Genomic DNA, 23,835 nt, shown 5'->3' with positions numbered 1-23,835 from the left:
ATTCCCCTGTCCGGGACAGGAGGAATGCTGAAATACAAAAAGGCCTGCTTCCTGAAAGGAACGGGATGGGGGATGAAACATGCCCGGGCAACAAGGAAGGGCCTGCCGGAAAGAGGGAGAGAAAAAAGAGTAAGACGTTATTTGCCGGAAGAGGGCTGGAAGCGGGCAGCCTCCGATTCTGCGGTGATTCTGGCGGGTTCGATATGAAGGAGTTTCCTTATAGCCCGGCCCCGGTCGCTCTCCGTCACCGGGAAGTAAATGACGTCGTCTCCCAGATGATAGGAATCCAGGCCGGGGATACTGCCCGCGGGGGCAAAAGATTCCGGCGTGTCCGGCAGTTTTTTTACTTCCTTGGAGGAGGCAAGGATATAATACATATAATTACCGGAATACAGTTCCGTTTTAGGGGGGCTGCCCGGTTCCGGTTTAGAGAAGCTGACCGCAGAGTGTTTATTGGCAGACCAGCTCCACTGGATCAAAGCCTCCACGGGAATGTCTCCCCGGAGAGATTGGACGACGCGGGCGTAGTACGTTACCTCCTGGTCCGTTTCTACCGTCTTATAAATAATAACCGCCAGGAGAATGTCGCTTTTCCGCAGGTGCATGGCCGGGCTGTAAAGAGAAGCATCCCCGGCCACTTCAGCCTGCGTGGGAAAGGAGGGGGGAGATGGCGCCGCGCCGGCCGATACGGTTACCAGTCCGGAAAGCAAACAATAAAAGAGTGGGTTTTTAACCATAGAAATGGGTAGATTACTTTCTTTCCCATTATGTTCAAAAACGGAGCGAATGCTTTAAAAGCATCCGCTCCGTAAAAAAAGAAGTTGATGAATTATTCAGCGTCTTTCAATGTCGCCCGATTGATTAACCAAATGGGGCCAGTCAGGAAACTGCCAATGGAGATGTTGTCTCCCGGACACATGCCTACGTGGCCCTTTCCGGCAAACACAATAATGTCGCCCGGCTGCGGGCTGCAATAGCCTGTATCCTGGCCGTCGGCATAGTCAGGGTCGCCCAGGAGCTTTTGCACATAAGCAGCCATGTCCCTTGCACGGGTGATAACGTGGGTTTTACCTCCCAGCGCATCGGCGTTCGCCTTGTCCCCGATGAGCTCCGCTCCTGCTTCGTTCTTCAAGTCCTTCCCGAAGGAACTCAACGCGATACTCATTCGCAAGGCGCAGCTGTTATAATAGTTGCGCAATTGCTCAGGGACATTGTCCTCAATTTCCTTCAGGTGTGCCTGATAGAGCCACCCTCCGATATAGGACCAAACCTGTCCAGGATTGGGCATGGTGACATAATCCACCACATTGTAGCATTTCAGCAGTTTCTGGGCATCCTCCGTCTTCCAGAGATTGACGGGAGCATCAATTTCCCAGAGTTCCAGGTCAGCCCCATCCATTTCAGGAACGAATTCTTCCGCATTGGGATAAGGGGCAATAGAATCCGGAACCTTCAGGTTCTCATGATGGAGCTTGACGTAATGGTAACCTTGCTTGAGTTCCTTCTTGCCCTCTGCCTTCTTGGATGAGTTGCCGTCCTTGAGTTCCACCACTTTCTGGTTGTCTATTTCCAGGTAACCGTTGTCGTCCATCTGAATGGTAAAGGCGCATTCCTTGTCAAAGGGAACACGGATGTATCCTTCCCAGTCATGGACGCCGGTTTCTTCCGTCTTGTGCCAGACGATTTTGGGAGCGTCTTTTTTCTTCACCTTGTAACGAGGATTATTCTCAGCGTCGAGCGGGTGAAATGGTATAGTTGATATAGCCATAGTGTTTATGTTTTCAATTCATTTATTGTTGAATGAACTGACCATTCAGTTCCTGGCCACCTTGAAAGATTTCCCACTCCCCATCAACACGTTCAACGCGTATTCGGCAGGCAGGGAAAGGGCTGAAACGGCGCAGAAATCAGGCGAAAATAAAGGGCATCAAAAATACAAGCATTGATGGTCAATGATTAAACATTCCACTCTCTCCGCCCGGGAAGAAGTAAATGCGCCTTCCGCCCGTACATCCCGGAATTCCGTCAAACCGCTTCCAATACAAAATATAAGAAGCGCCTCCAGAAGGAATATACCTCTCCGAACTATTGACGAGTGTCCATGGGCCAGGGAATTGGTTATTTTCCCCGTAACCATGCAGAGGCCCGCAAAGGCAATTCCTTTACTGCACCCGTATCGTCTGCTCAATCAGTTCGTTCAGGCGCGGCGCGGAAAGGGCGCCCACCATTTCCTTCAGCTTCATTCCCTCCAGGTACAGAAGCGTCAGGGGGACGGCTTCCAGCCCGTACTTGCGGGCCACGTCCGGATAGGCATCCGCGTCAATCAGCACGGCAAACGCCTTGCCGTCCTGCGCCGCAGCGTAGGATTTGACCGCCTGGACGTAGTCCATGGCAGGGCGGCTCCACGGAGCGTAAAAGACAATCAGCACCTTGCGGCCTGAAAGTTCCGTCAACTGCCGCATGTCCTCCCCCTTGTAATCCATCCACGCAGGCGCCTTTTTCACGGGCGCGGCGGGCGGAAGAACTTTTCTGGGAGGATCAAACGTTCTTTCCAGGGGACGCGGAGCAGGCTTCTTCTCCGCATAACGGGCGCGCCGTTCACTGGAATCGTCGCATCCGGTCAGACCGGCCATCATCAGCAAAGCGCTGACCCCTATGAACAAGCCCTGTTTCATTCCGCCGGCAAGTATGCCCGGGAAGGGCAAATTTGCAAGACTGAAACCCGTCCCGCTTTTCACGTTGCCCCGGGGCCCCTCCATCTGTTATGGTAGCCGTTGAATGAACGGCATCCCTCCACTGGAATTCGCAGGGGTTTCCCACTGGGCGGCTCTGGCCGTTCTCCTGGCGGCGGGATTGTGCATCATGGAACTGGGCCAGTCCTACAAGAAAGCCATACGGAACCGCACTACGTTCTGGTTGGGCATCGCCTGCCTGTTCAGCCTGGTTCCGGACCTGGCCGCCATGCTGGCGGATGAACCGGAAAAGGGCTGGGCATGGATGCTCCCCCTGCATTTCTGCTCCGTCATGCAGGTGCTGTGCGCCCTGAGCCTGTGGATACCCTCCCGCCTGCTGCGTTCCATCGTGTATTACTGCGTGCTGTGCGCCACTTTTCAGGGACTCGTCACTCCTTCCGTTGCCCATGATTTCCCGTCCTGGACGTATTTTGCCTTCTTCCTTTCCCACGGCGTGACGGTCATCACGGCCCTTTACCTGCCGCTGGCCCTGGAATGGAAGCCGGCGCGCTGGGACTTCCTGTGGGCTCTTTTGTTCGCCAACGTGTATCTGGCCGTTGTCCATCCGGCCAACATGCTCCTGGGGACCAATTACGGCTTCACGGTCGCTACTCCGGCGGGCGGCTCCGTGCTGGACCTGCTTGGCCCGTGGCCCTGGTACCTGCTGTGGATGCAGGTTCCGGCGCTTGCGCTGATGTATCTGCTTACGCTACCCTTCCGCCATTATCCCAAGGGCCGCACGGGCAGCTCCCTGTTCCAATAACAGAAGGAAGGCAGGAAGGCACGGGACGCGCCCTTTTATTTGACGATCGGCTTGAGGATGCCTATGTAGGTGTCAGATGTGCCGGTACCGGGATAGCTGGAGTCTATCCTGATTTTAATGGTGCGGACAGGCTGCCTGTAATAGGGAGGAACCACAATCTGGGGCGTCCAGTCATCCCGCAGCGTGGCGTCAAAGGTGTAATCCCCGTTCAGCGTCACCTGGATGCCCTTGGGGCGGCTGAACATGGAGTAGGCGATGTTGGGGTGCCGACGCGCCTCCGAATCCCTGGCCGGATTAGTCACCGGGGAGATGCCGGTTTCCAGCATGATGCCGAGCAAACGCCCCGGGTTCCTGAGCTTGAGCTCCAGCGTTTCCCCCTGGCCGTCTCCGGAAACGCCTTCCGCCCAGTATCCGGTGCCGTTCTTCAGGTTGTCCGGTGAGCACGGGGCGCCGTAGGGGTCCTTGTCCAGGGTGGAGCTGGCCGTCACCTCATACTGGTCCGTAAGCTTCCCTTTTTCACCGCGGATGGTGACGTGCCCGTCCTTGTCCAACACCCAGGAGGGTCCGGGCGCCAGCACCACGGAAGGAGCATAGGGACGGCCGTCCGCGCCCAGCAGGGACCAGGTGAAAACGCCCTTGGGCGTGGTCACGATGGATTTGGCGTCCGCGGAGGGGTCCAGCTTGACGGACTGGTTGGTCATTTCAGAGCTGTACACATTCACCACCGCCTTGGGCGTGCCTCCGGTCCAGGTCATGACCGGGGAGGTGAGCAGCGTCAGGCGGGGTTCCCCCACCGTGACTTTCGGGTCCGGAGTGATGACGGTATCCTGTATATAGGGTACGGAGAACTGGAAGGTGAGCACGTGGGTCCCCGCCTTGTTGGGAACCTGGGCCACCAGCCAGTGGGTAATTCCGGCTACGGGGGACATGGTGGGGGCGTCCGCCTGGAGATGCTTCCCTTCCACCAGGGAGAAATCACATTTCAAGTCATCCACGGACGTCACGACATCCTGCACTGCCTTGGTGAACGGAAGGATGCGCAGGGGTTCCGGCGTGGCGGCATTGGCCTGCTCATCCGGCGGGGCATACTGGAACGGCACGCCCACGGAGATGGTCTTCCCCTTCACCCCCCTGGGAATGTCCAGCGCGCAGGTGTAAACCAGAAAAGCCTGGTGCTGTTTCAGGGCTACGGTAACGTCCAGGGCGTTCAGGCGGATGCCGTCCGCCTGCGCCAGGTCCATGGGTACCGGGAGGCCCGGCACCGGGGCAACGCTTTGGATGGAGAGGTCACGCGGCTGGCGTTGCAGCGCTTTTCCCGCAGCGGGCTGTTCATGCCGCTCAGGCTCCGCAGCCATGCCAGGCATGCAACATGCGGCGCTGGCCAGCCAGATGAGGGTAGCTAATCTCATGACCTTTAAAATAACGTTTCCCATTCCGTTCATCAAGGCTGATTTAAGGAACATGAAAAAGGCCCCTGGCTTTGCCGGGACAAAGGCGGAGGGCGGAAAAACCGTTCCGGACTCCGGAAAGGCGGAGTTCCCGACTTCTGCCAAGGTTCCGGCAAGATGCCCCGGTTTCCGGAAAACATGAAAAGCTCCGGCACGCCACATCAGGGAATCCGGTTTCACCCACGCGGAAAACCATCAGGAGCAATCCAGGGAAGTCTCATGTTAGTAAACATCACAATTCATTCATTGATAAAACACAACAGATATTTCCCATGAGCCGCGGCATGCCTTGAAATACCCGCTGATTCCACCTTTTCAAGGGCTGTTAACACCTTCTTATTGCCGGGAGTTCCCATGAAAGAAGTACCGCAGGAAGGGATGCAGAACGTTCCGAAGGAAGGGGTGCGTCAAGCGAAAAAAAAGCAGTGTCAGCCGGACGAAAAAAATTTACGCAAGAGAGGAGCGTAATTTCTCATAAAGGGAGAGAAAACACAAGATGTGGCACACATGAAAAAAGACTGTACAATATTTCCTTTTCATCGCGATTATTTTTCAGTAGATAATGCACACGCTACGCGCCGCCCCAACCCCGCGACGGAGCGCTGCTCCCGGGAGGCTCCTCCCAAATGCTTTCCATTTCGCAAGCCATGACTACAGACAACTCGCAAACTACGCTTAAACTCCGCACAGGACAGGAAATCATCCTCCCCCAGAGGAAGGACCTGCTGGGCGGTTTGAAATTCACCAGAAGATTTTCCCACAATGAAGTCCACCCTTATGATGAAGTGGACTGGACGCGCCGCGACGTGCGCATCATGGACTGGAAGACCGGAAAGACCATTTACGAGCGCCTGGGACTGGAAGCCCCCGCCCACTGGGATGACAATGCCGTGAAGATCACGGCGGACAAGTACCTCTTCGGCAGTGAACCGGGGTCCCTGGAATATGAAGACAGCTTCCGCAATATTTACGACCGCATTTCCAACACCTACACCGTGTGGGGCTGGGAGGAAGGCTACTTCGCCACGCTGGAGGACGCGGAGATTTTCAATGAGGAAATCAAGGCTATGCTGGTGCAGCAGATCTGGGCCCCCAACTCCCCCGTCTGGTTCAACATCGGCCACTGGGAACAATGGCGCTGGGGCCGCCCGGACCTGCGGGAAAACTATACCGGCCACGGCAACAAGGCCTACCATACCAAGGGCACCAAGAACAACCTGAAAACCTTCACGGTCCAGTCCACGTATGAGTATCCCCAGTGCTCCGCCTGCTTCCTGACGGAAGTGGGGGACAGCATGGAGGACATTCTGGACCACCTGACCACGGAAGGCCGCATCTTCGCCTCCGGTTCCGGTGTGGGCATCAACCTTTCCACCCTCCGTTCCTCCAAGGAGCCCATCAGCGGGAAGGGCCGCTCCTCCGGCCCCATCTCCTTTGACCGCGGCTGGGACCGCATGGCCGGAGCCATCAAGTCCGGCGGCAAGACGCGCCGCGCCGCGCGCATGGTGCTGATGTTCAGCGACCACCCGGACATTTTCGAATTCATCAACACGAAAAACCGCCAGGAAGACATTGCCAAGGTGATCCTGCGCGAGCACAACGTGCATGTGGAGCTGAAGCAGATTGCAGAGACCAAGCTGGTGGCCGGCACCCCGGCGGAAAAAGCCGCCGCGCGCCTCATCCTTTCCCTGCCCCTGGCTACGCGGAACAGCTTTGACCCGCACATGGACGCCCTGCTGTACGGGGAAACGCTTTCCCACCAGAACGCGAACCACTCCGTCTCCCTGAAAGGGGACTTCTGGCAGGCGCTTGCCAACAACGGCAACACCTACACGCGCTGGGTCACGAACCCGGCCCACATTGAACAGACCTTCCGCGCCCAGGAGCTGCTGGAAGCCATGGCCAAGTCCATCTGGGAAAACGGGGAGCCCGGCGTGCACAACAATGACGTGATCAACCTGTGGAACCCCGTCAAGTCCATCGGCTCCATCACCACGTCCAACCCCTGCTCCGAATACGTCTTCCTGAACAACACGAGCTGCAACCTTTCCTCCTTCAACGCCTACCGCTTCCTGACGAAGGGAGAGGACGGCAAGCCCGTCTTTGATGCGGACGCCCTGACCCATGCCGCGCGCCTGGCGATGGTCTGCGCGGACCTGAATGTGGAACGCGGCGGCTTCCCGATTGAAGAGATCGCGGAAGGAACCTACAAGTACCGCACCACGGGCATCGGCTTCGCCAACGTGGGCGGCTCCCTGATGGCCCTGGGCGTTCCGTATGATTCCGATGAAGGCCGCTGGATTTCCTCCCAGCTTTGCAGCGCCCTGACGGCGGCCTGCTGGACGGCCTCCGCGGAGATGGGCGCGGAACTGGGCTCCTATGTGGAATACCCCGCCAGCAAGAAGGACCTGCTGGCCGTGCTGCGCCTGCATAACGCGGCCCAGAAGCTGGCTACCGCCCTGCCCGCCCAGAAGGATTCCAAGGCTCTGGACGACCTGATTGAAAACATCATCGCCAACGCCGGGGGAACGCTGCCGGAAGCGCAGGGGCTGACCGCCTCCTATGCCCTGCACGCGTACCTCAAGAGCTTCAAGGCGCCCACCATGATGAACAAGGAGCGCATCGCCCCCGCCGCCAAGCTGGCGGAAGCGGCCTCCAGCATGTGGGCGAAGGCCGCCAAGGCCACGGCGCACCGCAACGCCTTTGTTTCCGTCATGGCCCCCACGGGCACCATCTCCGCCCCGCTGGGCTGTTATGATGAAGGCACCACCTCCATTGAACCGGACTACACGCTGGTGAAGTGGAAGCAGCTTGCTGGCGGCGGCTCCCTGAAAATGTTCAACCGCCTGGCTCTGGAAGGCCTCCGTTCCCTGGGGTATCCGGAAGACTTCGTCAATGAAGCCGCCCTGGAAGTAGCCGGCCTGGACGGCCTGATCTCCGCCTTCCAGGGGAATATGGACGCCGTGGTGAACCAGATCATCGTGGACCCCTGCAACGACCAGGCCGGCCCCGTGCGCCTCGCGTGGCGCCGCCTGCTCTCCGGCACGGAATCCCGCAGTGAAATTCAGGAAAAGGTGGCCTACATCAGCAACCCGGCCAACATGTCCGTGCTGACGGCGGACGAACTGACCGTGGTCAACGGCTCGGCCCACATTGAATCCATTCCGTGGCTGGACAAGAAGGACCTCCCGGTCTTTGACTGCGCCGCCACCAACGGCAACGGCGTCCGGGCCATCTCCCCCGCCGGGCACGTGCTGATGTTGGGCGCCCTCCAGCCCTTCATTTCCGGCGCGTGCTCCAAGACGGTGAACATGCCCGTCTCCGCCACCGTGCAGGAAGTCTACGATTCCCTCATCATGTCCCATGACCTGGGCGTGAAGTGCATCGCCATTTTCCGCGCCGGGTCCAAGGCGAACGCCGTTTACGTGGTGGATACGCCGGAAACTCGCATGTTCAAGGCCAACCACGTCTGGGAACAGCTCGTGAACGCCGGAACGGAAGCCATTGACGAGATCATCGCGGAAGCCTCCAAGCCGCGCCAGCGCAAGCTGCCCGGCCGCCGCCTGGGCCAGACCGTGAAGTTCTCCGTGGGCGGCCAGCTCACGGGCTACCTGACGGTGGGCGTTTATGCGGACGGCACCTGCGGGGAAGTCTTCGGGCGCCTGGGCCAGGTGGGCTCCTTCGCCTCCGGCATGTTTGAAGCTTATTGCAAGCTGCTCTCCACAGCCCTCCAGTTCGGCGTGCCGCTCAAGGAAGTGGTCAAGGGCTTCCGCAATTACTCCTTTGAGCCCTCCGGCTTCTGCCGCGTGGGGGACGATACGGAGGCGGACACCTGCACGGAAATCCGCTCCTGCGCCTCCGTGGTGGACCTGATCGCCAAGATTCTGGCATGGCTCTTCCCGGAAAGCAACGGCTACCGCCTGCGGGACGTGTTCTCCATCCCGAGCGTCAGCCTTCCCGGCCAGTCTCCGGACACCACGGTGAGCGTGCTGCCCCCCCGCATCATCACCACTCCGGTTCATACCCAGCCCCCGGCTCTTCCGGAAATTCCCGCAGGCAAGGCGCCGGAAGGGACGATGCTCAACGGAGCCTCCCTGTGCCCGCAGTGCCATTCCCTGGCCTACGTCCAGGACGGCAAGTGCAAGTCCTGCCGCTCCTGCGGCTACAAGGACGGCGGCTGCGGGGAATAAACATATTCCCGCATCCATTCTTTCCAGGCGGAACCCGGCCAGCTTCCGGGTTCCGCCTTGCTGATGCTTTTCCCAACACCAATTCACCAGAAGCAGGCAAATGGCAATGTGGAACCCATGGCGCGGATGCCACCGGTACAGCGCCGGGTGCAAGTTCTGTTATATTCACCAAGCCGACAGGCGGCGGGGGATGGATACGGACGAGATTGTTAAAACGGACAAGTTCCATGCCCCCGTGCTGAAGAATAAAAGGGGGGATTACAGAATGAAGCCCGCCCAGACCGTCTATCTGGGCTTCTCCACGGATTTTCTCATCCGGGAGGCTGACCCGTGGCGCGGCGAATGCTGGGACATGATCCGGGAACGCCGGGACCTGAACTTTATTTTCCTGACTAAAAGAATCGAACGGTTCATGGAGTGCATCCCCAGCGACTGGGGGGACGGCTATGACAACGTCACCGTAGGCTGCACGGTGGAAAACCAGGACAGGGCGGATTTCAGGCTTCCCATTTTCAGCAGGCTGCCCATCAAGCATAAAAACATCATCTGCCAGCCACTTCTTGAACAAGTGGACCTGGCCCCGTATTTGCGGCAGATTGAACTGGTCGTCGCAGGCGGGGAATCCAACAGTTGCGCCAGGCCCCTGAACTACGAATGGGTCTTGTCCATCCGGGAGCAATGCCTCCGGAACAAGGTCCGCTTTGAATTCCGGCAATGCGGGACAAACTTCATCAAGGACGGTAAAATGTACCGTCTTCACGCCAGGCAGCTGTGCAGCCAGGCGAAGAAAGCCGGCATCAACTGCTGACCTCCCGCCCGGCGTGCGGCGGAAACACGCCTTCCGGACCATGGGCAAAAAAAGCCGGGAAGAAGGAATGATAGGCGTTTGCCTTGAAATCCGGCGGAATTTCATTCATAGTACAGCGTGAACGCCTGAGGCTGTTCCTCTATCTTTCCATGAAACCCTACTACACCCTGGCCGATCTTCTGGATGAAGAACATCCGTTTGATGCCGGGGAATCCGTTCCCGCCAGACTGGCCGTGATCGGCTTCCCCATCTCCCATTCCAAATCTCCCGCCATGCAGCAGGCCGCGCTGGATGCAGCAGGCATCCGTGCGCGCTACATCCGCATCCAGGCTTCTCCGGAAGAGTTTGCGGACGTGGTGCGCCTGATCCGGGAGAAGGGATTCATGGGCGCCAACGTGACGGTGCCCCACAAGCAGGCGGCGTTCTCCCTGTGCGACGATACGGACGCCCTTTCCCGCGCTACCGGCTCCGTCAATACGCTCGTCTTTCAGAAAGACGGTTCCGTTTCCGGCTTCAATACGGACGGCCCGGGCTTTGCGCGCGCCATCCGGGAGGATTTTTTTGTGGACCTGCGCGATCTGAAGGTAGTGCTGCTGGGCGCCTGCGGCGGCGCCGGACTGGCCCTGGCGTACACCTGCGCCATGCAGCACTGCGAACGGCTGGCACTGGCCGGAAGATCGGAAGAAAAGCTTCAGTCGCTAAAGGACAGGCTGAGTTCCTTCTTTATTGACGAGCACAGGTTGGAGGGCGCTTCCGACCGCCTGGCGGCCCACCTGAACAACACGCCGCGCTTCAATGCCGCCGTGGAGGAAGCGGACCTGATTGTGAACGCCACTTCCCTGGGCCTGAAGCCCACGGACCCGTCCCCCGTGCCGTCAGCCCTGCTCTCCGCCCACCACCTGGTGTATGATTTACAGACGCATGACGACACGTTCCAGATGGAAGCCCGCTTCCAGGGAGCCAGAGTCGCCAACGGCCTCTCCATGCTGGTTCACCAGGGGGCCCTGTCCTTTGAACGCTGGTTCGGCATCAAGCCGGATATTTCCGCCATGCGCCAAGCCCTGGAACAAAAGCATGCCTGACTCCGCACCAGACTTTGACCGTCACGCGTTCCGAAAAGCGCTGGTGGAGTGGTTCCGGAGGGAGGGGAAGGATTACCCGTGGCGCCGGACCACGGACCCGTGGCACATCCTGGTTTCCGAGCTGATGCTCCAGCAGACCACCATCCCCACCGTTCTGGGAAGGTATGAGCGGTGGATGCGCCAGTTTCCCACTCCGGGGCATCTGGCCGCCGTGGACGAACAGACGGCCCTGCGCTCCTGGGAGGGGCTGGGGTATTACCGCCGCGTGCGTTCCCTCCAGGCCATCGCCAAGGAGATTGTCAACGAATTCGGCGGACGGTTCCCGGACAACCCGGAAGGGCTGAAACGCCTGCCGGGCATAGGCCCCTATACGTCCGGGGCCCTTCTTTCCTTCGCCTTCAACAAGGCCGCCCCCATCGTGGACGCCAACGTGGCGCGCGTGCTGGCACGCATTGATAATTATTCCGTGCCCGTGGATTCCACGGAAGGGCTGAAATACCTGTGGACCCGGGCGGAGAGCCTGGTGGACCCGGAACATGCCCGCGAGTTCAATTCCGCCATCATGGAGCTGGGGCAGACCTATTGCAGGATCAGCGCGCCGGACTGCCTGCTGTGCCCCGTGCGCCCCTTCTGCTCCGCGGAACAGCCGGAAACGCTTCCCGTCAAGAATCCCAAGCCGGAAATCACGCGGGTGGAGCACCACGATATTCTGTACCTCCGCAGCAAGTCCATCCTGCTGGCAAGATGCCCGGAGGGGAAACGCCACGCCGGGATGTACCGCTTCCCCCAGCGGGAGGATGACCACACCCTTTCCCTGCCCCATGTGCTGAAACAGACCTACAGCGTCACCCGCTACAAGGTGACCCGCTACATCCACCATGTGACGGAGCCCCCGGCCTTCCTGGAAGGGGAGGAACTGGTTCCTCTGGACAAGGTGCACGAGCTGCCCATGGCCTCCCCGGACCGCAAGGCCCTGAATTCCCCCATTCTAGGCAAACTGCTGGACCACATCAGATGAATCCCCGACTGACACCGGAGCTGGTTCTTTCCGCCTACTGCCACGGGTGTTTTCCCATGGCGGACCCGGAAACGGGGGAAATCTCCTTCTATGAACCGGACCCCCGCGCCCTGATTCCGCTGGACGACCGCTTCCACATTCCGCACGGACTCAGGCGGGTTCTGAAGAAGAAACCTTTTGAAATACGGATGGATGCCGCTTTTCCGGAGGTGGTCCATGCCTGCGCCCGGACGGAAGAGCCGGAGGAACAGTGGATAGACGGGCAGATTGAAGAAGTGTACGGCAAGCTTCACGAGATGGGGTTCGCCCACAGCGTGGAATGCTGGGATGGGGAAGGATTGCAGGGGGGCCTGTACGGGGTCTCCCTGGGGAAGGCGTTTTTCGGGGAAAGCATGTTCCACTGGAAAACGGACGCCAGCAAGATTGCGCTGGTGGCCCTGGTGCAGTACCTGCGGGCGCACCAGTTCCTTTTTCTGGATACGCAGTGGACTACGCCGCATTTGCTGAAATTCGGCACGTACGAGGTGCCGGCGGTGGAATACAGGAAGCTGCTTAAGAGGGCGCTGGAGGGGTGAGAAAGTTTGGTATTTTATTATTTTAATGGACAAAATGGGAATAAATAAACAGAATGAACTCTATGGACGGAATGTCTCATGGATTTATTCCCAAGCATGGAGGATACAGGAATCTGGTGGCGTACCGGATTGCGGAGATCATTTATGATTTCACGTTCCGGTTCTGCAATAAATACGTGAAAAATCAAGGCCGGACTTATGACCAGATGGTTCAGGCAGCCCGTTCCGGCATGCAGAATATTGCGGAAGGGAGCGTAGATTCAGGCGTCAGCAAAGCGTCGGAATTGAAATTGACGGGAATTGCCAAGGGAAGCTTGCAGGAGCTTAAGGAAGATTACTGTTCCTATTTGCGCCAGCGAGGATTGGAACAGTGGGAAAATAACAGTTTTTATGCGCAGGAATTGATCAGGGCCAGGTTTCCTTCCGCCCAGGAAGTTATTCGGTGGGTGGGAAGGCACAGGGATTTCCGCCCGGATCAATTCGGCGCGAATACAGCCATCATCCTCATTAATGTGGCACTGGGCCTCCTCAGCAGATTGCTCCAGGCACAGGAAAAGGATTTCATGCAGAACGGCGGCATCCGTGAACGCATGACCCGCGCCCGGCTGGAACAGCGCAAATATCGGGGCAGTTAAGCTCCCGTTGATTCAAGCTTCATCCTTTAAGTCCACGCCGTCCATTTAGCCCATTAAGTCAATTCTGTCCACAAAAAAGCCCGTGGTTCCGGAGAACCACGGGCTGTGTATTAACCCTTAACAAAAAGGCTTACGCCTGTTCCAGAGCTGCCTGGGCGGCGGCCAGACGGGCGGTCGGGACGCGGTAGGGGGAGCAGCTCACGTAGGTCAGACCCAGCGTGTTGCAGAACTTGACGGAGGCGGGGTCGCCGCCGTGTTCGCCGCAGATGCCCAGCTTGATATCCGGACGGGTGGAGCGGCCGAGTTCCACGGCAATCTTCATCAGTTTGCCGACGCCGGCCTGGTCGATGGAGGCGAAGACGTTTTTCTTGATGATTTCCAGTTCCTGGTACTGCGGCAGGAAGGAGCCGGAGTCATCGCGGCTCATGCCCAGGCCCGTCTGGGTCAGGTCATTGGTGCCGAAGGAGAAGAACTGGGCGGTTTCCGCGATTTCGTCAGCCGTGACGGCGGCGCGCGGGATTTCAATCATGGTGCCGACGAGGTAGTCCACCTTGGCGCCCTTTTCTTCAAATACCTGCTGGGCCACCTTGTCGATGATGGCTTTCTGGATGTCCAGTTCCTTCTTGAAGGCCACCAGGGGAACCATGATTTCAGGCACCACGGAGAAGCCTTCTTCCTGGGAGACTTCCACAGCAGCTTCAAAGATGGCGCGGGCCTGCATTTCCGTGATTTCCGGGTAGGCGATGCCGAGGCGGCAGCCGCGGTGGCCGAGCATCGGGTTGAACTCATGGAGTTCAGCCACGCGGCGCATGATGACTTCCACGGGCATGCCGATCTTCTGGGCCAGGTCAAGCTGCTGTTCCTTCGTCTGGGGAAGGAATTCGTGCAGGGGCGGGTCCAGCAGGCGGATGGTGCCCGGCAGGCCCTTGAGCGCCTTGAAGATGCCCTTGAAGTCGCTCTTCTGGTAGGGAAGAAGCTTGGAGACGGCGGCCACGCGGTCGCTCTTCTTGGTGGAGAGGATCATTTCACGGACGAAGTCGATGCGGTCCCCTTCAAAGAACATGTGCTCCGTGCGGCAGAGGCCGATACCGGTGGCGCCGAAGGCGATGGCGGTTTCCGTCTGCTTGGGGGAGTCAGCGTTGGTGCGCACTTTCATCTTCGTGCAGTCGTCGCACCACTGCATGAGCCTGGCGAAGTTCTGGTACGTGCGGCTGTCCTCCGGCTTCATGGTCTTGGAGATCAGCACCTGGATGATTTCAGAGGGGGAGGTTTCCACCTTGCCGGCGTATACCAGACCGCTCGTTCCGTCAATGGACATGTAGTCGCCTTCATTGAAGGTCATGCCGCCAACGGTGACGGTGCGGTTGTTATAGTCCACGATGACTTCATCAGCGCCGCAGACGCAGACCTTGCCCATCTGGCGGGCGACGAGGGCCGCGTGGGAGGAAACGCCGCCGCGGGCGGTCAGGATGCCTTCAGCGGCAATCATGCCGCGCAGGTCTTCCGGAGAGGTTTCCAGACGGACCAGAAGCACTTTTTCACCGTTGTCCGCGGCTTCCACGCAGCGTTCCGCGTTCAGGTAGATGCGGCCGGTGGCGGCGCCGGGGCCGGCGGGAAGGCCGCGGGTCAGCACCTTGGAGGATTTGAGGGCTTCACGGTCAAAGATGGGGGTCAGGAGCTGGTCCACCTGGTCCGCGGGAATGCGGCGCACGGCGGTCTTCCAGTCAATGAGGCCCTGCTCCACCATTTCACAGGCAATGCGGAAGGCGGCCACGCCGGTGCGCTTGCCGTTGCGGGTCTGGAGCATGTACACGGTGCGGTCCTGAATGGTGAATTCAAAGTCCTGCATGTCGTGGAAGTGGTTTTCCAGCACTTCGCGGATGCGCATCAGTTCATTGAAAGCGGCGGGCATCACGTCGTGAAGGGCTGCCACGGGAGCGGGCGTACGCACGCCGGCCACCACGTCTTCACCCTGGGCATTCATCAGGAATTCACCGTAGAATTCGTTTTCCCCGGAGGCGGGGTTACGGGTGAACGCCACGCCGGAACCGGATTCTTCACCCGTGTTGCCGAAGACCATGGCCTGCACATTGACGGCGGTGCCCCATTCGGACGGGATGCCGTATTTCTGGCGGTAAACGATGGCGCGGTCATTGTTCCAGGAACCGAATACGGCGCCGATGGCGCCCTGGAGCTGTTCCCACGGGCATTCCGGGAATTCATGGCCGGTGCGTTCCAGCACCAGGGCCTTGAAACGGGAGACAAGTTCCTTCAGGTCGTCGGCGGAAAGCTTGGTGTCTTCCACGTCCGGGCTGCCGTAACGTTCTTCCTTGATGGCGGCGATGGCGGCTTCAAAGGGTTCGTGGTCTTCATCCGGGTTCTTCTGCACGCCCAGCACCACGTCGCCGTACATCTGGACGAAGCGGCGGTAGCAGTCCCATGCGAAGCGGGGGTTGCCGGTGGCCTTTACCATGGCTTCCACGGATTTTTCATTCAGGCCGAGGTTCAGAATCGTGTCCATCATGCCGGGCATGGATTCGCGGGCGCCGGAACGCACGGCCACCAGCATGGGCATGGCTTCCGTATCGCCAAACTTGCGGCCCAGGATCTGTTCCATCTTGGCGATGCCTTCCTTGATCTGCGCGTCAAGCTGGGCGGGATAGGTGCAGCCGTGATCGTAGTAATAAGTGCAGACCTCCGTGGTGATGGTGAATCCGGGAGGGACAGGAAGACCGATGCGGGCCATTTCCGCAAGGTTGGCTCCCTTGCCGCCCAGAAGATTTTTCATGCTGCCATTGCCGTCGGCGGACCCTCCGCCGAAGGAATAGACGAATTTGTCAGTAGATGCGCTGCATGCGCAGGAATTGGTGGACATATCGATTATTTTAGTCGAATTAATGATTCTGCCCAAACATCAACCACAGGAGCCAACAAAAGACCCGATAGCGAGTTAGGGTCGAGTAAGGATGCCCGCCGCCCCCGGCTTTGTCAACTCGAAATTGTACGGAAAACGAAAATGTTTTTTATGATTTTTAGGGAAAAATATCTTCCGTATTTTCTCCGCAGCTCCATTCCGGCGGCTCCATTTTTTCAGAGCATTTCCCGAAAGGAGGAATCCGGCTCGTAGTAAAGGATATCTACCGGACATTCCACATAAATGGTGCCTCCCGTCCACCGGAATAATGGAAGAATGATTCCCGGTATTCTATAGTTCCGGGTGCGGGCTATCATCATTTTACCCTTCATCCGCACATTGGGAGGTTCCGTACCATCCCAGATATCCTTTTGGTTCCTTGCCACCCGGTCAACGTCCATGTTCCACCAGCCCGTAAAACGGTAGGATACATCCGTGGAAAAAACCAGAATATTGGAACTGAAGTTACTGTACCCGGCCTTGCGGCATGCTTCCTCCCCCGCCCTCTGCAATTGTTGCGAGGCCGTGGAAGACAAAACGTTGGGAACGCCTTCTATGTTCACAGGGCTTTCCTGGGTAATGGAGCAGGAGGAAAGAAGCAGCAGGCAGCTTCCCGCCAGAAGAACAGGTTTCATGATTTTGAGAGAGAATATTAAATTAGCCCGGGTTTTCCGGAACGGATAAGCCGTCCGCCTGAAGACGGGGTTCTCCAGGATAGCTTCAAGATTCACGAAGACGCCGGCAACGGCGGCAGGTTTCACAGGGGCGTTTCCTTGTAAAGGAAAAGCGGACGCTTATCAACCAGATAAGCGTCCGCCGGAAGGAATATGTTTTTTATTTTTAAGCCTTGCAGAAGGTGTCTTCATCCGCGCAGGCGGCCTGGACCCACTTGACGGAGGAGTCACTGGAGGCGATGTGCACCAGGCAGTGGTACACGGCTTCCTGGTCCGCATCCAGGCGGGCCGCCAACTGGGCGGCGGTTTCCGGGGTGGAGCCAAGGGCCGCCCTCACCTTGCCCAGCAGGGCCAGGAAGGTGCCCGCGGCCTTCTTGCCTGCTTCCACGCCGGGCTGGTGGTAGGCGTTGATGTTCACCAGGGAGGCATAGAAGGAGACGGCGCGCTCAAACAGGGCGACCAGCATGCCGAGCGTTTTGGCGTTCACTTCCGGGATGGAGATGGTGATGGAGGAACGGCCGGATTCCGCCAGAGCCTGGCGGGTGCCGCGCAGGAAGCCCTGGAGGAAGTCTCCGCAGGTGGCGCCCGCTTCCACTTCCACCGCATCCGCGGAACATTCCCGCACTTCAATGAAGGTGGCGAAGAAGTTGTTCACGCCGTCGCGGAGCTGCTGCACATAGGCGTGCTGGTCCGTGGAGCCCTTGTTGCCGTATACGGAGATTCCCTGGCAGACTTCATTGCCGTCCAGGTCCAGCCTTTTGCCGAGGGATTCCATAATGAGCTGCTGAAGGTATTTGGAGAAGAGCACCAGGGCGTCCTTGTAGGGAAGAACCACCATGTCCTTTTCTCCCTTGCCGTTGGTGGCCTTGTACCAGGCCAGCGCCAGCTTCATGGCGGCGTTGCACTTCACGCAGTCCCGGCGGGTCTTTTCATCCATCAGGCGCGCGCCTTCCAGCAGTTCATCCACGTCCACGCCCTGAAGCACGGCGGGCACCAGGCCCACCACGGACATGACGGAGGTGCGACCGCCTACCCAGTCTTCCATCGGGAAGCGCTTGAGCCAGCCTTCCGCTTCAGCCGTCTTGTCCAGTTTGGAGCCCACGCCCGTGACGGCAACCGCCTGGGGCGCGAATTCCACGCCGTTCTTTTTGAAGAAGTCCTGGGCCACCAGCATGCCGTTGCGGGTTTCCGGCGTGCCGCCGGACTTGGAGATGACCACGACGAGCGTTTCTTCCAGCGGCAGGGTTTCCAGCACCTTGTACATGCCGTCCGGGTCCGTGTTGTCCAGGAAGAACATGTCCAGCCCCGCGGCAGGGATGGCGTCCGCCACCAGTTCAGGACCAAGGGCGGAACCGCCGATGCCGATGACGAGGGCGGCGGAGTACTGTTCCGCGCGGGGCGGCGTGATTTTGCCTTCCAGAATGTCCTGGCCGAAGGCCTTGACATCCGCCAGGGGAGCGTCAATGGCGGCTTTCAGTTCCGGCGTGGGAGCCAGTGCGGAGTTGCGCAGCCAGTAGTGGCCCACCATGCGTTTTTCATCAGGGTTGGCAATGGCGCCGGATTCCAGCGCCTTCATATCGGCGAACGCCCTGTCTATGCGCCCCTGCATGGAGGACAGGAAGGCGTCGTCCAGCGGGAGTTTGGAGAAGTCAAGGGAGATGCCCAGTTCAGGGTAGCGAACGAGTTGTTGTGCGTATAGGCTCATGATAGTAATGGATTGGGAAAAGAGTTACTGGAGTTTTTTCAGGATGCTTTTGGCCTGCACGTCATCCTGGTCCGCCGCCTTCTGGAACCATTCACGGGCCTTGGCAGGGTCCTTGGGCACACCAAACCCGGTGTGGTACATGATGCCCATGTTGTATTGTTCCGAGGCATAACCTTCCGCGGCCGCCCGCTGGCGCATACGGAGCTGTTCCCTGGCTGCGGCGGCGGAGAGGCCCAGGGCCCGCGCGGCATCCGGCCACGTGGCGCCGAATTTGGAGGCGGAGGCTGCATAACCCGCGGCGGCGGCCTTGCGGTTCATTTCATCCGCTTTTTTCTTGTCCCGCTTCACGCCGTATTTGCCCAGCTCAGACAGGAACGCCATGCCCCAGTAGCCGCGGGGGCTTCCCAGTTCCGCCGCCTGCTGGAAGCATTCAAAGGCGTCTTCATATTTTTTGGTGCCCATGGCGCGCACGGCATCGGAGATGTGGAGCTCCGCCTCTTTCAATCCGGGAAATTCCGGGATGGCGGCCCATTCCCTTTTCAGTTCCTCCCGGTCCCTTTTGGAGGCGGGAGGCATGCCGGACGGTCCGGAAAAGCGGAAAAGGGGGAAGTACCCTTCCATGGCTCCCATGTTGCCCAGGCCGGACATCAGGAAGACGCCGGGAGATACCCTCCACATGTGCATGTACTGGATGCGGCCTTCCTGAAGGGATTCCTTGGCCACCCATTCCGGCATGTTGGCCGGCTCTCCGAATTTTTCCGTCAGGCCCACCAGAAGCGCCTTGTAGGCGGATTTCAATTTGGTTTCATACTCGGAACCGCGGCATTTGCTGCGGGAGTAGAAGACAACGGCCCTCAAGCCGCCGGAGGGGTCATAGTCAAAGTTCAGGGAAAAGGTCTGCCCGCCTATGGACTGTTTGGTTTTAAACACGCCGTTAAGGCCGGTACGTGAGAGAAGGGCATCCGTGGGCGGCCCTTCAAGCTGCTTGCTCTGCCTCAGGGCTTTCAGCACCTGGTCCTTGTCCATTCCCACTTCCAGGTTTTCATAGAGGGCGGCAAGCAGAGGAACGCACGTAAGCGCGAAGAGGCCCGCAACATAGGCTAGTTTTTTCATAGAAAAAGTAATTGGGCGGTTTCCTACCAGACCGGGACGGTTTTCAAAAGGATAAAATGCGTCAGCGGAAGTGAGGAAAATTTTTCATAAAATATTTATTTCCAATCTATCCACAATCTTTTCAGATAATCCTCCCCGGTGAAGTCAGGGGGCATGGAATCATGGGTCAGCCGGAAGCCCGGAACGGCCTCCGCCACCATCCTGCGGAAGTCCGCGTGGCTCAGCTTGCGGCAGTTGCTGGTGCACAGCATCCAGCCGCCGGGTTCCAAGCATTCGCGCGCCTGGGCCACCAGTTCCCCGTAGTGGGATTCCACCCGGAATACCTTTCCCCGGTCGTCACGGGAAAACGTGGGCGGGTCCAGAATAATGCCGTGGAAAGTACGGCCCTGCCGGGCAAACCGTTCCAGCCAGCGGCGCACGTCTCCCTTGCAGAAGTACTGGGCGGCGGGGTCAATGCCGTTCAGGCTGAAGTTTTCCCTGGCCCAGTCCAGGCACGGCTGCGCCAGGTCCAGCGTGGTCGTCTGCGCCCCTCCCAGAGCGGCATATATGGAAAAGGCCCCGGTATAGGCAAAGGTGTTCAGCACCCTCATGCCGGGTCTGCTCCGCTCCCTGACCTGGCGGCGGTGGTTGCGCTGGTCCAGAAAGATGCCCTGGGAATAACCGGTGGACATGTCTATCTTGAAACGCACGCCCTGCTCCGTCACCGTGAATTGCAGGGGGAGTTCCGGCCCGGCAATCTGCACGGGAGCCTCCTTCTGATTCTGTTCCAGCCTTTTGTGGAACACGGGAATATTCAGTTCCCGGAGTTCGCGTTCCAAATCCGCAGGGATGGGGCAGTCCCGCGTGGAGACCAGAACGCGGTCTCCCATCTTGTCGGCAAATACGTCCGGGCGCCCGTCCCCCACCCCGTCAATCACGCGGAAAATATCGGTATCGGCAGGAATCAATCCCTTTTTATAATCCAGGCAATGACGGTAGGAGCGGCTCACGGCTGGACGAGACTACGGAATTTGACCGCAAGGGGCAATGCAAAAGCAATAAAAGGAGAGCATCCTTCCGGGACGCAGGGGCATTCCCTTACCGCAGGAACGGAATTCATGAACAGGATGGACAAAGTAAAAATCCGAGTTCACTCCGGCCGCCACCCCAGCCCATCGCCATTCCGGATAAAAGCCCCTGGGAAAAGACGTTTTCCCTTGCAACGTAAATGGTTTCATGAGATGCAGAGAGTCAACCCATCCTATCCTGATATGAAAACATTATTATTTGCAGCAGTATTACTGGCGCCCTTCCCTTTCCATCCTTCCATGGCCGCAGAGGGAGATTTTACCGAACAGGGCTTGACCGTTTCAAAGAACAAGGACACAGCAGCATGGAACGTGTCAGACGGCACCCATTCATTTGAATTCCAGTCCCCGGTCAAGGGAACGGTCTGCACGGCGGTGGATGTTCCGGAATGGAACACCATCTTCATTGGCGTGCAGACAAGCCCTTCCCGCTTTGATATTCTGGCCGTTTCCAAAAAGAACGGAAAAGTTTCCCTGGTAGAATTGGACCGCCATTATTATTCGGACGGCCACGCTTTCCCGCTTGCCCCGGGAGATACCATTACCCTGAAGTCCCTGAAGATGAAAACGACGCCCAACGGCAGGTCCCTTTTTGCCTACCCGGTCATCAGGTATGAAGGGAAGCATGATTCTCAAACCGGACTGAGCATTCATCCGCTGGAAGACGGAACCTTCGAGGGCTGGGTCAACCGGTAAGATGCCATGGCTTCCGGGATGATCCGTCCGGAGCGCCGCAAGCCCCTGCGGCAGCCAGAGACAACGTGAGGGCGGCGGCAAACACGCTTAACATTAAAAGGATGCCCCGGGACAGCTTTGGATTCAACTGCCGCAGATGTCCGGCGCTCCCGGATGAATACGGGAGCCGAGCCTGGGTTCCAGACCAAAGCGGAACTTATCAAAAGGGAGCCGGATCCCATGATCCGGCTCCCTCTGTGGATTGAGGCTGTTTTCCGAACAGCGGGCCTTAGTCGGCGTACTGTTCGTTGAGGGCCTCCATGATTTCCTTGGAGGCTTCCGGGATGTTGGTGCCGGGACCGAAGATGGCCACTGCGCCGTGTTCCCTCAGGAAGTCATAGTCCTGGGCGGGAATAACGCCGCCGCAGAAGACCAGGATGTCCGGGCGCCCCTGCTTGGCAAGTTCTTCCACCAGGGCCGGGAGCAGCACCTTGTGGCCGGCGGCCAGGGAGCTCATGCCGATCATGTGCACGTCGTTTTCAATCGCCATCTTGGCGGTTTCCTCCGGCGTCTGGAAGAGCGGGCCTACGTCCACGTCAAAGCCGAGGTCGGCATAGGCGGAGGAGACCACCTTGGCGCCGCGGTCGTGGCCGTCCTGGCCCATCTTGGCGACGAGGATGCGGGGACGGCGCCCCGTGCGTTCGGCGAAGTCATCCGTCATTTTGCGGACTTCCTCCACCAGCGGATCTTGACCATAGGTTTGAGCGTACACGCCGGTAATGAGTTTGATTGGTGCTTTGTGGCGCCCGAAGTGTTTTTCCAGGGCGGAGGAGATTTCACCCAGGGAGGCGCGGGCCTTGGCCGCCTTGATGGCAAGGTCAAGGAGGTTGCCTTCACCCGTGCGGGCGCATTCGGACAGGGCTTCCAGCGCGGCTTCGCACGCGGCGGAGTCACGTTCCGCGCGCAGCTTCTGCAGGCGGGCGATCTGGGCGTCCCGGACGGTGGTGTTGTCCACTTCCAGAATGTCCATCTTGGCTTCCTGTTCCAGACGGTATTTGTTGACGCCGATGATGGGCTCCTTGCCGGAGTCAATGGCGGCCTGGCGGCGCGCCGCGGCTTCTTCAATGCGCATCTTGGGCAGCCCGGTTTCAATGGCCTTGGCCATGCCGCCGAGTTTTTCCACTTCCTGAAGGTGGGCCCAGCCCTTGCGGATGAGCTCATTGGTCAGGTATTCCACATAGTAGGAGCCGCCCCAGGGGTCGATCACCTTGCAGATGGTGGTTTCATCCTGAAGATGGAGCTGGGTGTTGCGGGCAATGCGGGCGGAGAAGTCCGTCGGCAGGGCGATCGCTTCGTCCAGGGAGTTCGTGTGCAGGGACTGCGTGTGGCCGCAGGCCGCGGCCAGGGCTTCAATGCAGGTGCGGGTCACGTTGTTGAACGGGTCCTGCTCCGTGAGGGACCAGCCGGAAGTCTGGGAGTGCGTGCGCAGGGCCAGGGACTTCGGGTTTTTGGGGTTGAACTGCTTGATAAGCTTGGCCCACAGCACGCGCGCGGCGCGCATTTTGGCCACTTCCATGAAGTAGTTCTTGCCCTGGGCCCAGAAGAAGGAGAGGCGCGGGGCAAAGGCGTCAATGTCAATGCCGGCCTTGATCCCGGTGCGCACGTATTCCAGGCCGTCCGCGAGCGTGTAAGCCATTTCCAGGTCCGCCGTGGCGCCGGCTTCCTGCATGTGGTAGCCGGAGATGGAAATGGAGTTGAACTTGGGCATGTACTTGGAGGTGAACTCAAAGATGTCCGCAATGATTTTCATGGAGGGATCAGGCGGATAGATGTAGGTGTTGCGCACCATGTATTCCTTGAGAATGTCGTTCTGGATCGTGCCGGAGAGCTGGTCCAGCGTGCAGCCCTGTTCCTGGGCGGCCACGATGTAGAAGGCCAGCACGGGCAGCACGGCACCGTTCATGGTCATGGAGACGGACATCTTGTCCAGCGGAATGCCCTTGAAGAGGATTTCCATGTCCAGGATGGAGTCCACGGCCACGCCGGCCTTGCCCACGTCACCCACCACGCGGGGGTGGTCGGAGTCATAGCCGCGGTGCGTCGCCAGGTCAAAGGCGATGGAGAGGCCCTTCTGCCCGGCCGCCAGGTTGCGGCGGTAGAAGGCGTTGGATTCCTCCGCCGTGGAGAAGCCGGCGTATTGGCGCACGGTCCAGGGGCGGGCCACGTACATGGTGGCGTACGGTCCGCGGAGGTTGGGGGCCACACCGGCGGTAAAGTCCAGGTGCAGGCAGTCGTCATACACGCTTTCCGAGTAGGTGGGCGGAACGGGAATCTGTTCATTGGTCATCCACGTTTCCGTTTCGGAAGCCGTGGCCGGGGCACCAGCCTTGATTTCAGGATAGGAGGCGGATGCAAAATCAGGAATATTGCTCATTG

General features: G+C 58.9%; 19 protein-coding genes. 9 read left to right on the top strand and 10 right to left on the bottom strand.

Annotation, left to right across the window (positions count from 1 at the left end; all coding sequences use genetic code 11):
* Nucleotides 1–137 precede the first annotated feature (137 nt).
* Nucleotides 138–737, bottom strand: a complete 600-nt coding sequence (locus tag ABGM91_RS10345) for a hypothetical protein (RefSeq protein ID WP_354832109.1) — start codon at nucleotides 735–737, stop codon at nucleotides 138–140.
* Nucleotides 738–829: 92 nt separating this feature from the next.
* Complete coding sequence (locus ABGM91_RS10340; protein WP_354832107.1) at nucleotides 830–1,708, bottom strand: T6SS effector amidase Tae4 family protein; 879 nt, start codon at nucleotides 1,706–1,708, stop codon at nucleotides 830–832.
* A gap of 88 nt (nucleotides 1,709–1,796) precedes the next feature.
* Here ABGM91_RS10340 and ABGM91_RS10335 point away from each other — a divergent pair, with 88 nt between their 5' ends.
* On the top strand, nucleotides 1,797–1,946 hold the full coding sequence (locus tag ABGM91_RS10335) for a hypothetical protein (protein WP_354832105.1): 150 nt from the start codon (nucleotides 1,797–1,799) through the stop codon (nucleotides 1,944–1,946).
* Nucleotides 1,947–2,162: 216 nt separating this feature from the next.
* On the opposite strand, the gene ABGM91_RS10330 is transcribed toward ABGM91_RS10335, so the two are convergent.
* Nucleotides 2,163–2,675 carry a thioredoxin family protein gene (locus ABGM91_RS10330; protein ID WP_290565157.1) on the bottom strand — a complete coding sequence of 171 codons (513 nt, stop codon included), beginning with the start codon at nucleotides 2,673–2,675 and terminating at the stop codon, nucleotides 2,163–2,165.
* A 103-nt stretch (nucleotides 2,676–2,778) separates the two neighbouring features.
* Between ABGM91_RS10330 and ABGM91_RS10325 the strand changes: the two genes are divergently transcribed.
* Nucleotides 2,779–3,495, top strand: coding sequence for a TIGR02206 family membrane protein (locus ABGM91_RS10325; RefSeq protein ID WP_354832103.1), 717 nt, complete (start codon nucleotides 2,779–2,781; stop codon nucleotides 3,493–3,495).
* Nucleotides 3,496–3,530: 35 nt separating this feature from the next.
* Here the strand turns inward: ABGM91_RS10325 and ABGM91_RS10320 are convergent, their stop codons facing one another.
* Nucleotides 3,531–4,904, bottom strand: a complete 1,374-nt coding sequence (locus ABGM91_RS10320; RefSeq protein WP_354832101.1) for a hypothetical protein — start codon at nucleotides 4,902–4,904, stop codon at nucleotides 3,531–3,533.
* Nucleotides 4,905–5,590: 686 nt separating this feature from the next.
* On the opposite strand from ABGM91_RS10320, the gene ABGM91_RS10315 reads away from it, so the two are divergent.
* The 6 genes from ABGM91_RS10315 (at nucleotide 5,591) to ABGM91_RS10290 (ending at nucleotide 13,251) form a co-directional block, all read left to right on the top strand.
* Entirely contained in the window at nucleotides 5,591–9,133 is a 3,543-nt protein-coding gene (locus ABGM91_RS10315; RefSeq protein ID WP_354832099.1) for an adenosylcobalamin-dependent ribonucleoside-diphosphate reductase, read from the top strand.
* 100 nt (nucleotides 9,134–9,233) lie between these two features.
* On the top strand, nucleotides 9,234–9,941 hold the full coding sequence (locus ABGM91_RS10310; protein WP_354832097.1) for a DUF5131 family protein: 708 nt from the start codon (nucleotides 9,234–9,236) through the stop codon (nucleotides 9,939–9,941).
* A 149-nt stretch (nucleotides 9,942–10,090) separates the two neighbouring features.
* Complete coding sequence (gene aroE, locus ABGM91_RS10305; protein ID WP_354832095.1) at nucleotides 10,091–11,023, top strand: shikimate dehydrogenase; 933 nt, start codon at nucleotides 10,091–10,093, stop codon at nucleotides 11,021–11,023.
* A complete protein-coding gene (locus ABGM91_RS10300) occupies nucleotides 11,016–12,041 on the top strand; it encodes an A/G-specific adenine glycosylase (RefSeq protein ID WP_354832093.1) in 1,026 nt (341 codons plus the stop codon). The genes aroE and ABGM91_RS10300 overlap by 8 nt, the downstream gene beginning before the upstream one ends.
* Entirely contained in the window at nucleotides 12,038–12,616 is a 579-nt protein-coding gene (gene aat, locus ABGM91_RS10295; protein WP_354832092.1) for a leucyl/phenylalanyl-tRNA--protein transferase, read from the top strand. Before ABGM91_RS10300 ends, aat begins: the two co-directional genes overlap by 4 nt.
* A gap of 53 nt (nucleotides 12,617–12,669) precedes the next feature.
* Entirely contained in the window at nucleotides 12,670–13,251 is a 582-nt protein-coding gene (locus ABGM91_RS10290) for a four helix bundle suffix domain-containing protein (RefSeq protein ID WP_354832090.1), read from the top strand.
* A 130-nt stretch (nucleotides 13,252–13,381) separates the two neighbouring features.
* On the opposite strand, the gene ppdK is transcribed toward ABGM91_RS10290, so the two are convergent.
* The 5 genes from ppdK to ABGM91_RS10265 all read right to left on the bottom strand — a co-directional run bounded on the left by ppdK (nucleotide 13,382) and on the right by ABGM91_RS10265 (nucleotide 20,646).
* Nucleotides 13,382–16,126, bottom strand: coding sequence for a pyruvate, phosphate dikinase (gene ppdK, locus ABGM91_RS10285; RefSeq protein ID WP_215427726.1), 2,745 nt, complete (start codon nucleotides 16,124–16,126; stop codon nucleotides 13,382–13,384).
* Nucleotides 16,127–16,341: 215 nt separating this feature from the next.
* Nucleotides 16,342–16,800, bottom strand: coding sequence for a hypothetical protein (locus ABGM91_RS10280; protein ID WP_354832088.1), 459 nt, complete (start codon nucleotides 16,798–16,800; stop codon nucleotides 16,342–16,344).
* Nucleotides 16,801–17,005: 205 nt separating this feature from the next.
* Entirely contained in the window at nucleotides 17,006–18,544 is a 1,539-nt protein-coding gene (locus tag ABGM91_RS10275) for a glucose-6-phosphate isomerase (protein WP_354832086.1), read from the bottom strand.
* A gap of 24 nt (nucleotides 18,545–18,568) precedes the next feature.
* Nucleotides 18,569–19,657, bottom strand: coding sequence for a tetratricopeptide repeat protein (locus tag ABGM91_RS10270; RefSeq protein ID WP_215427731.1), 1,089 nt, complete (start codon nucleotides 19,655–19,657; stop codon nucleotides 18,569–18,571).
* Nucleotides 19,658–19,752: 95 nt separating this feature from the next.
* Nucleotides 19,753–20,646: a class I SAM-dependent methyltransferase gene (locus tag ABGM91_RS10265; protein WP_354832084.1), complete on the bottom strand. Its 894-nt coding sequence runs from the start codon at nucleotides 20,644–20,646 to the stop codon at nucleotides 19,753–19,755.
* Between the two features lie 318 nt (nucleotides 20,647–20,964).
* Here ABGM91_RS10265 and ABGM91_RS10260 point away from each other — a divergent pair, with 318 nt between their 5' ends.
* The gene (locus tag ABGM91_RS10260) at nucleotides 20,965–21,420 is read left to right on the top strand and encodes a hypothetical protein (RefSeq protein WP_354832082.1); all 456 of its coding nucleotides are present in this window, start codon (nucleotides 20,965–20,967) and stop codon (nucleotides 21,418–21,420) included.
* Between the two features lie 268 nt (nucleotides 21,421–21,688).
* On the opposite strand, the gene scpA is transcribed toward ABGM91_RS10260, so the two are convergent.
* Nucleotides 21,689–23,833, bottom strand: coding sequence for a methylmalonyl-CoA mutase (scpA, locus tag ABGM91_RS10255; RefSeq protein ID WP_215427736.1), 2,145 nt, complete (start codon nucleotides 23,831–23,833; stop codon nucleotides 21,689–21,691).
* Between the last annotated feature and the right edge of the window lie 2 nt (nucleotides 23,834–23,835).

The organism is Akkermansia muciniphila, from assembly GCF_040616545.1.
GTDB classification, from domain to species: domain Bacteria; phylum Verrucomicrobiota; class Verrucomicrobiia; order Verrucomicrobiales; family Akkermansiaceae; genus Akkermansia; species Akkermansia muciniphila_E.
This window is presented reverse-complemented; position numbering and strand designations above follow the sequence as displayed.

Excerpts from the sequence above, each read along its gene's own strand:
- aroE (WP_354832095.1), top strand. The coding sequence starts at position 10,091 with ATGAAACCCTACTACACCCTGGCCGATCTTCTGGATGAAGAACATCCG.
- ABGM91_RS10280 (WP_354832088.1), bottom strand. The coding sequence starts at position 16,800 with ATGAAACCTGTTCTTCTGGCGGGAAGCTGCCTGCTGCTTCTTTCCTCC.
- ABGM91_RS10275 (WP_354832086.1), bottom strand. The coding sequence starts at position 18,544 with ATGAGCCTATACGCACAACAACTCGTTCGCTACCCTGAACTGGGCATC.
- ppdK (WP_215427726.1), bottom strand. The coding sequence starts at position 16,126 with ATGTCCACCAATTCCTGCGCATGCAGCGCATCTACTGACAAATTCGTC.
- ABGM91_RS10315 (WP_354832099.1), top strand. The coding sequence starts at position 5,591 with ATGACTACAGACAACTCGCAAACTACGCTTAAACTCCGCACAGGACAG.
- ABGM91_RS10330 (WP_290565157.1), bottom strand. The coding sequence starts at position 2,675 with ATGAAACAGGGCTTGTTCATAGGGGTCAGCGCTTTGCTGATGATGGCC.
- ABGM91_RS10300 (WP_354832093.1), top strand. The coding sequence starts at position 11,016 with ATGCCTGACTCCGCACCAGACTTTGACCGTCACGCGTTCCGAAAAGCG.
- aat (WP_354832092.1), top strand. The coding sequence starts at position 12,038 with ATGAATCCCCGACTGACACCGGAGCTGGTTCTTTCCGCCTACTGCCAC.
- scpA (WP_215427736.1), bottom strand. The coding sequence starts at position 23,833 with ATGAGCAATATTCCTGATTTTGCATCCGCCTCCTATCCTGAAATCAAG.
- ABGM91_RS10290 (WP_354832090.1), top strand. The coding sequence starts at position 12,670 with ATGAACTCTATGGACGGAATGTCTCATGGATTTATTCCCAAGCATGGA.
- ABGM91_RS10310 (WP_354832097.1), top strand. The coding sequence starts at position 9,234 with ATGGCAATGTGGAACCCATGGCGCGGATGCCACCGGTACAGCGCCGGG.
- ABGM91_RS10325 (WP_354832103.1), top strand. The coding sequence starts at position 2,779 with ATGAACGGCATCCCTCCACTGGAATTCGCAGGGGTTTCCCACTGGGCG.
- ABGM91_RS10260 (WP_354832082.1), top strand. The coding sequence starts at position 20,965 with ATGGCCGCAGAGGGAGATTTTACCGAACAGGGCTTGACCGTTTCAAAG.
- ABGM91_RS10320 (WP_354832101.1), bottom strand. The coding sequence starts at position 4,904 with ATGAGATTAGCTACCCTCATCTGGCTGGCCAGCGCCGCATGTTGCATG.
- ABGM91_RS10345 (WP_354832109.1), bottom strand. The coding sequence starts at position 737 with ATGGTTAAAAACCCACTCTTTTATTGTTTGCTTTCCGGACTGGTAACC.
- ABGM91_RS10270 (WP_215427731.1), bottom strand. The coding sequence starts at position 19,657 with ATGAAAAAACTAGCCTATGTTGCGGGCCTCTTCGCGCTTACGTGCGTT.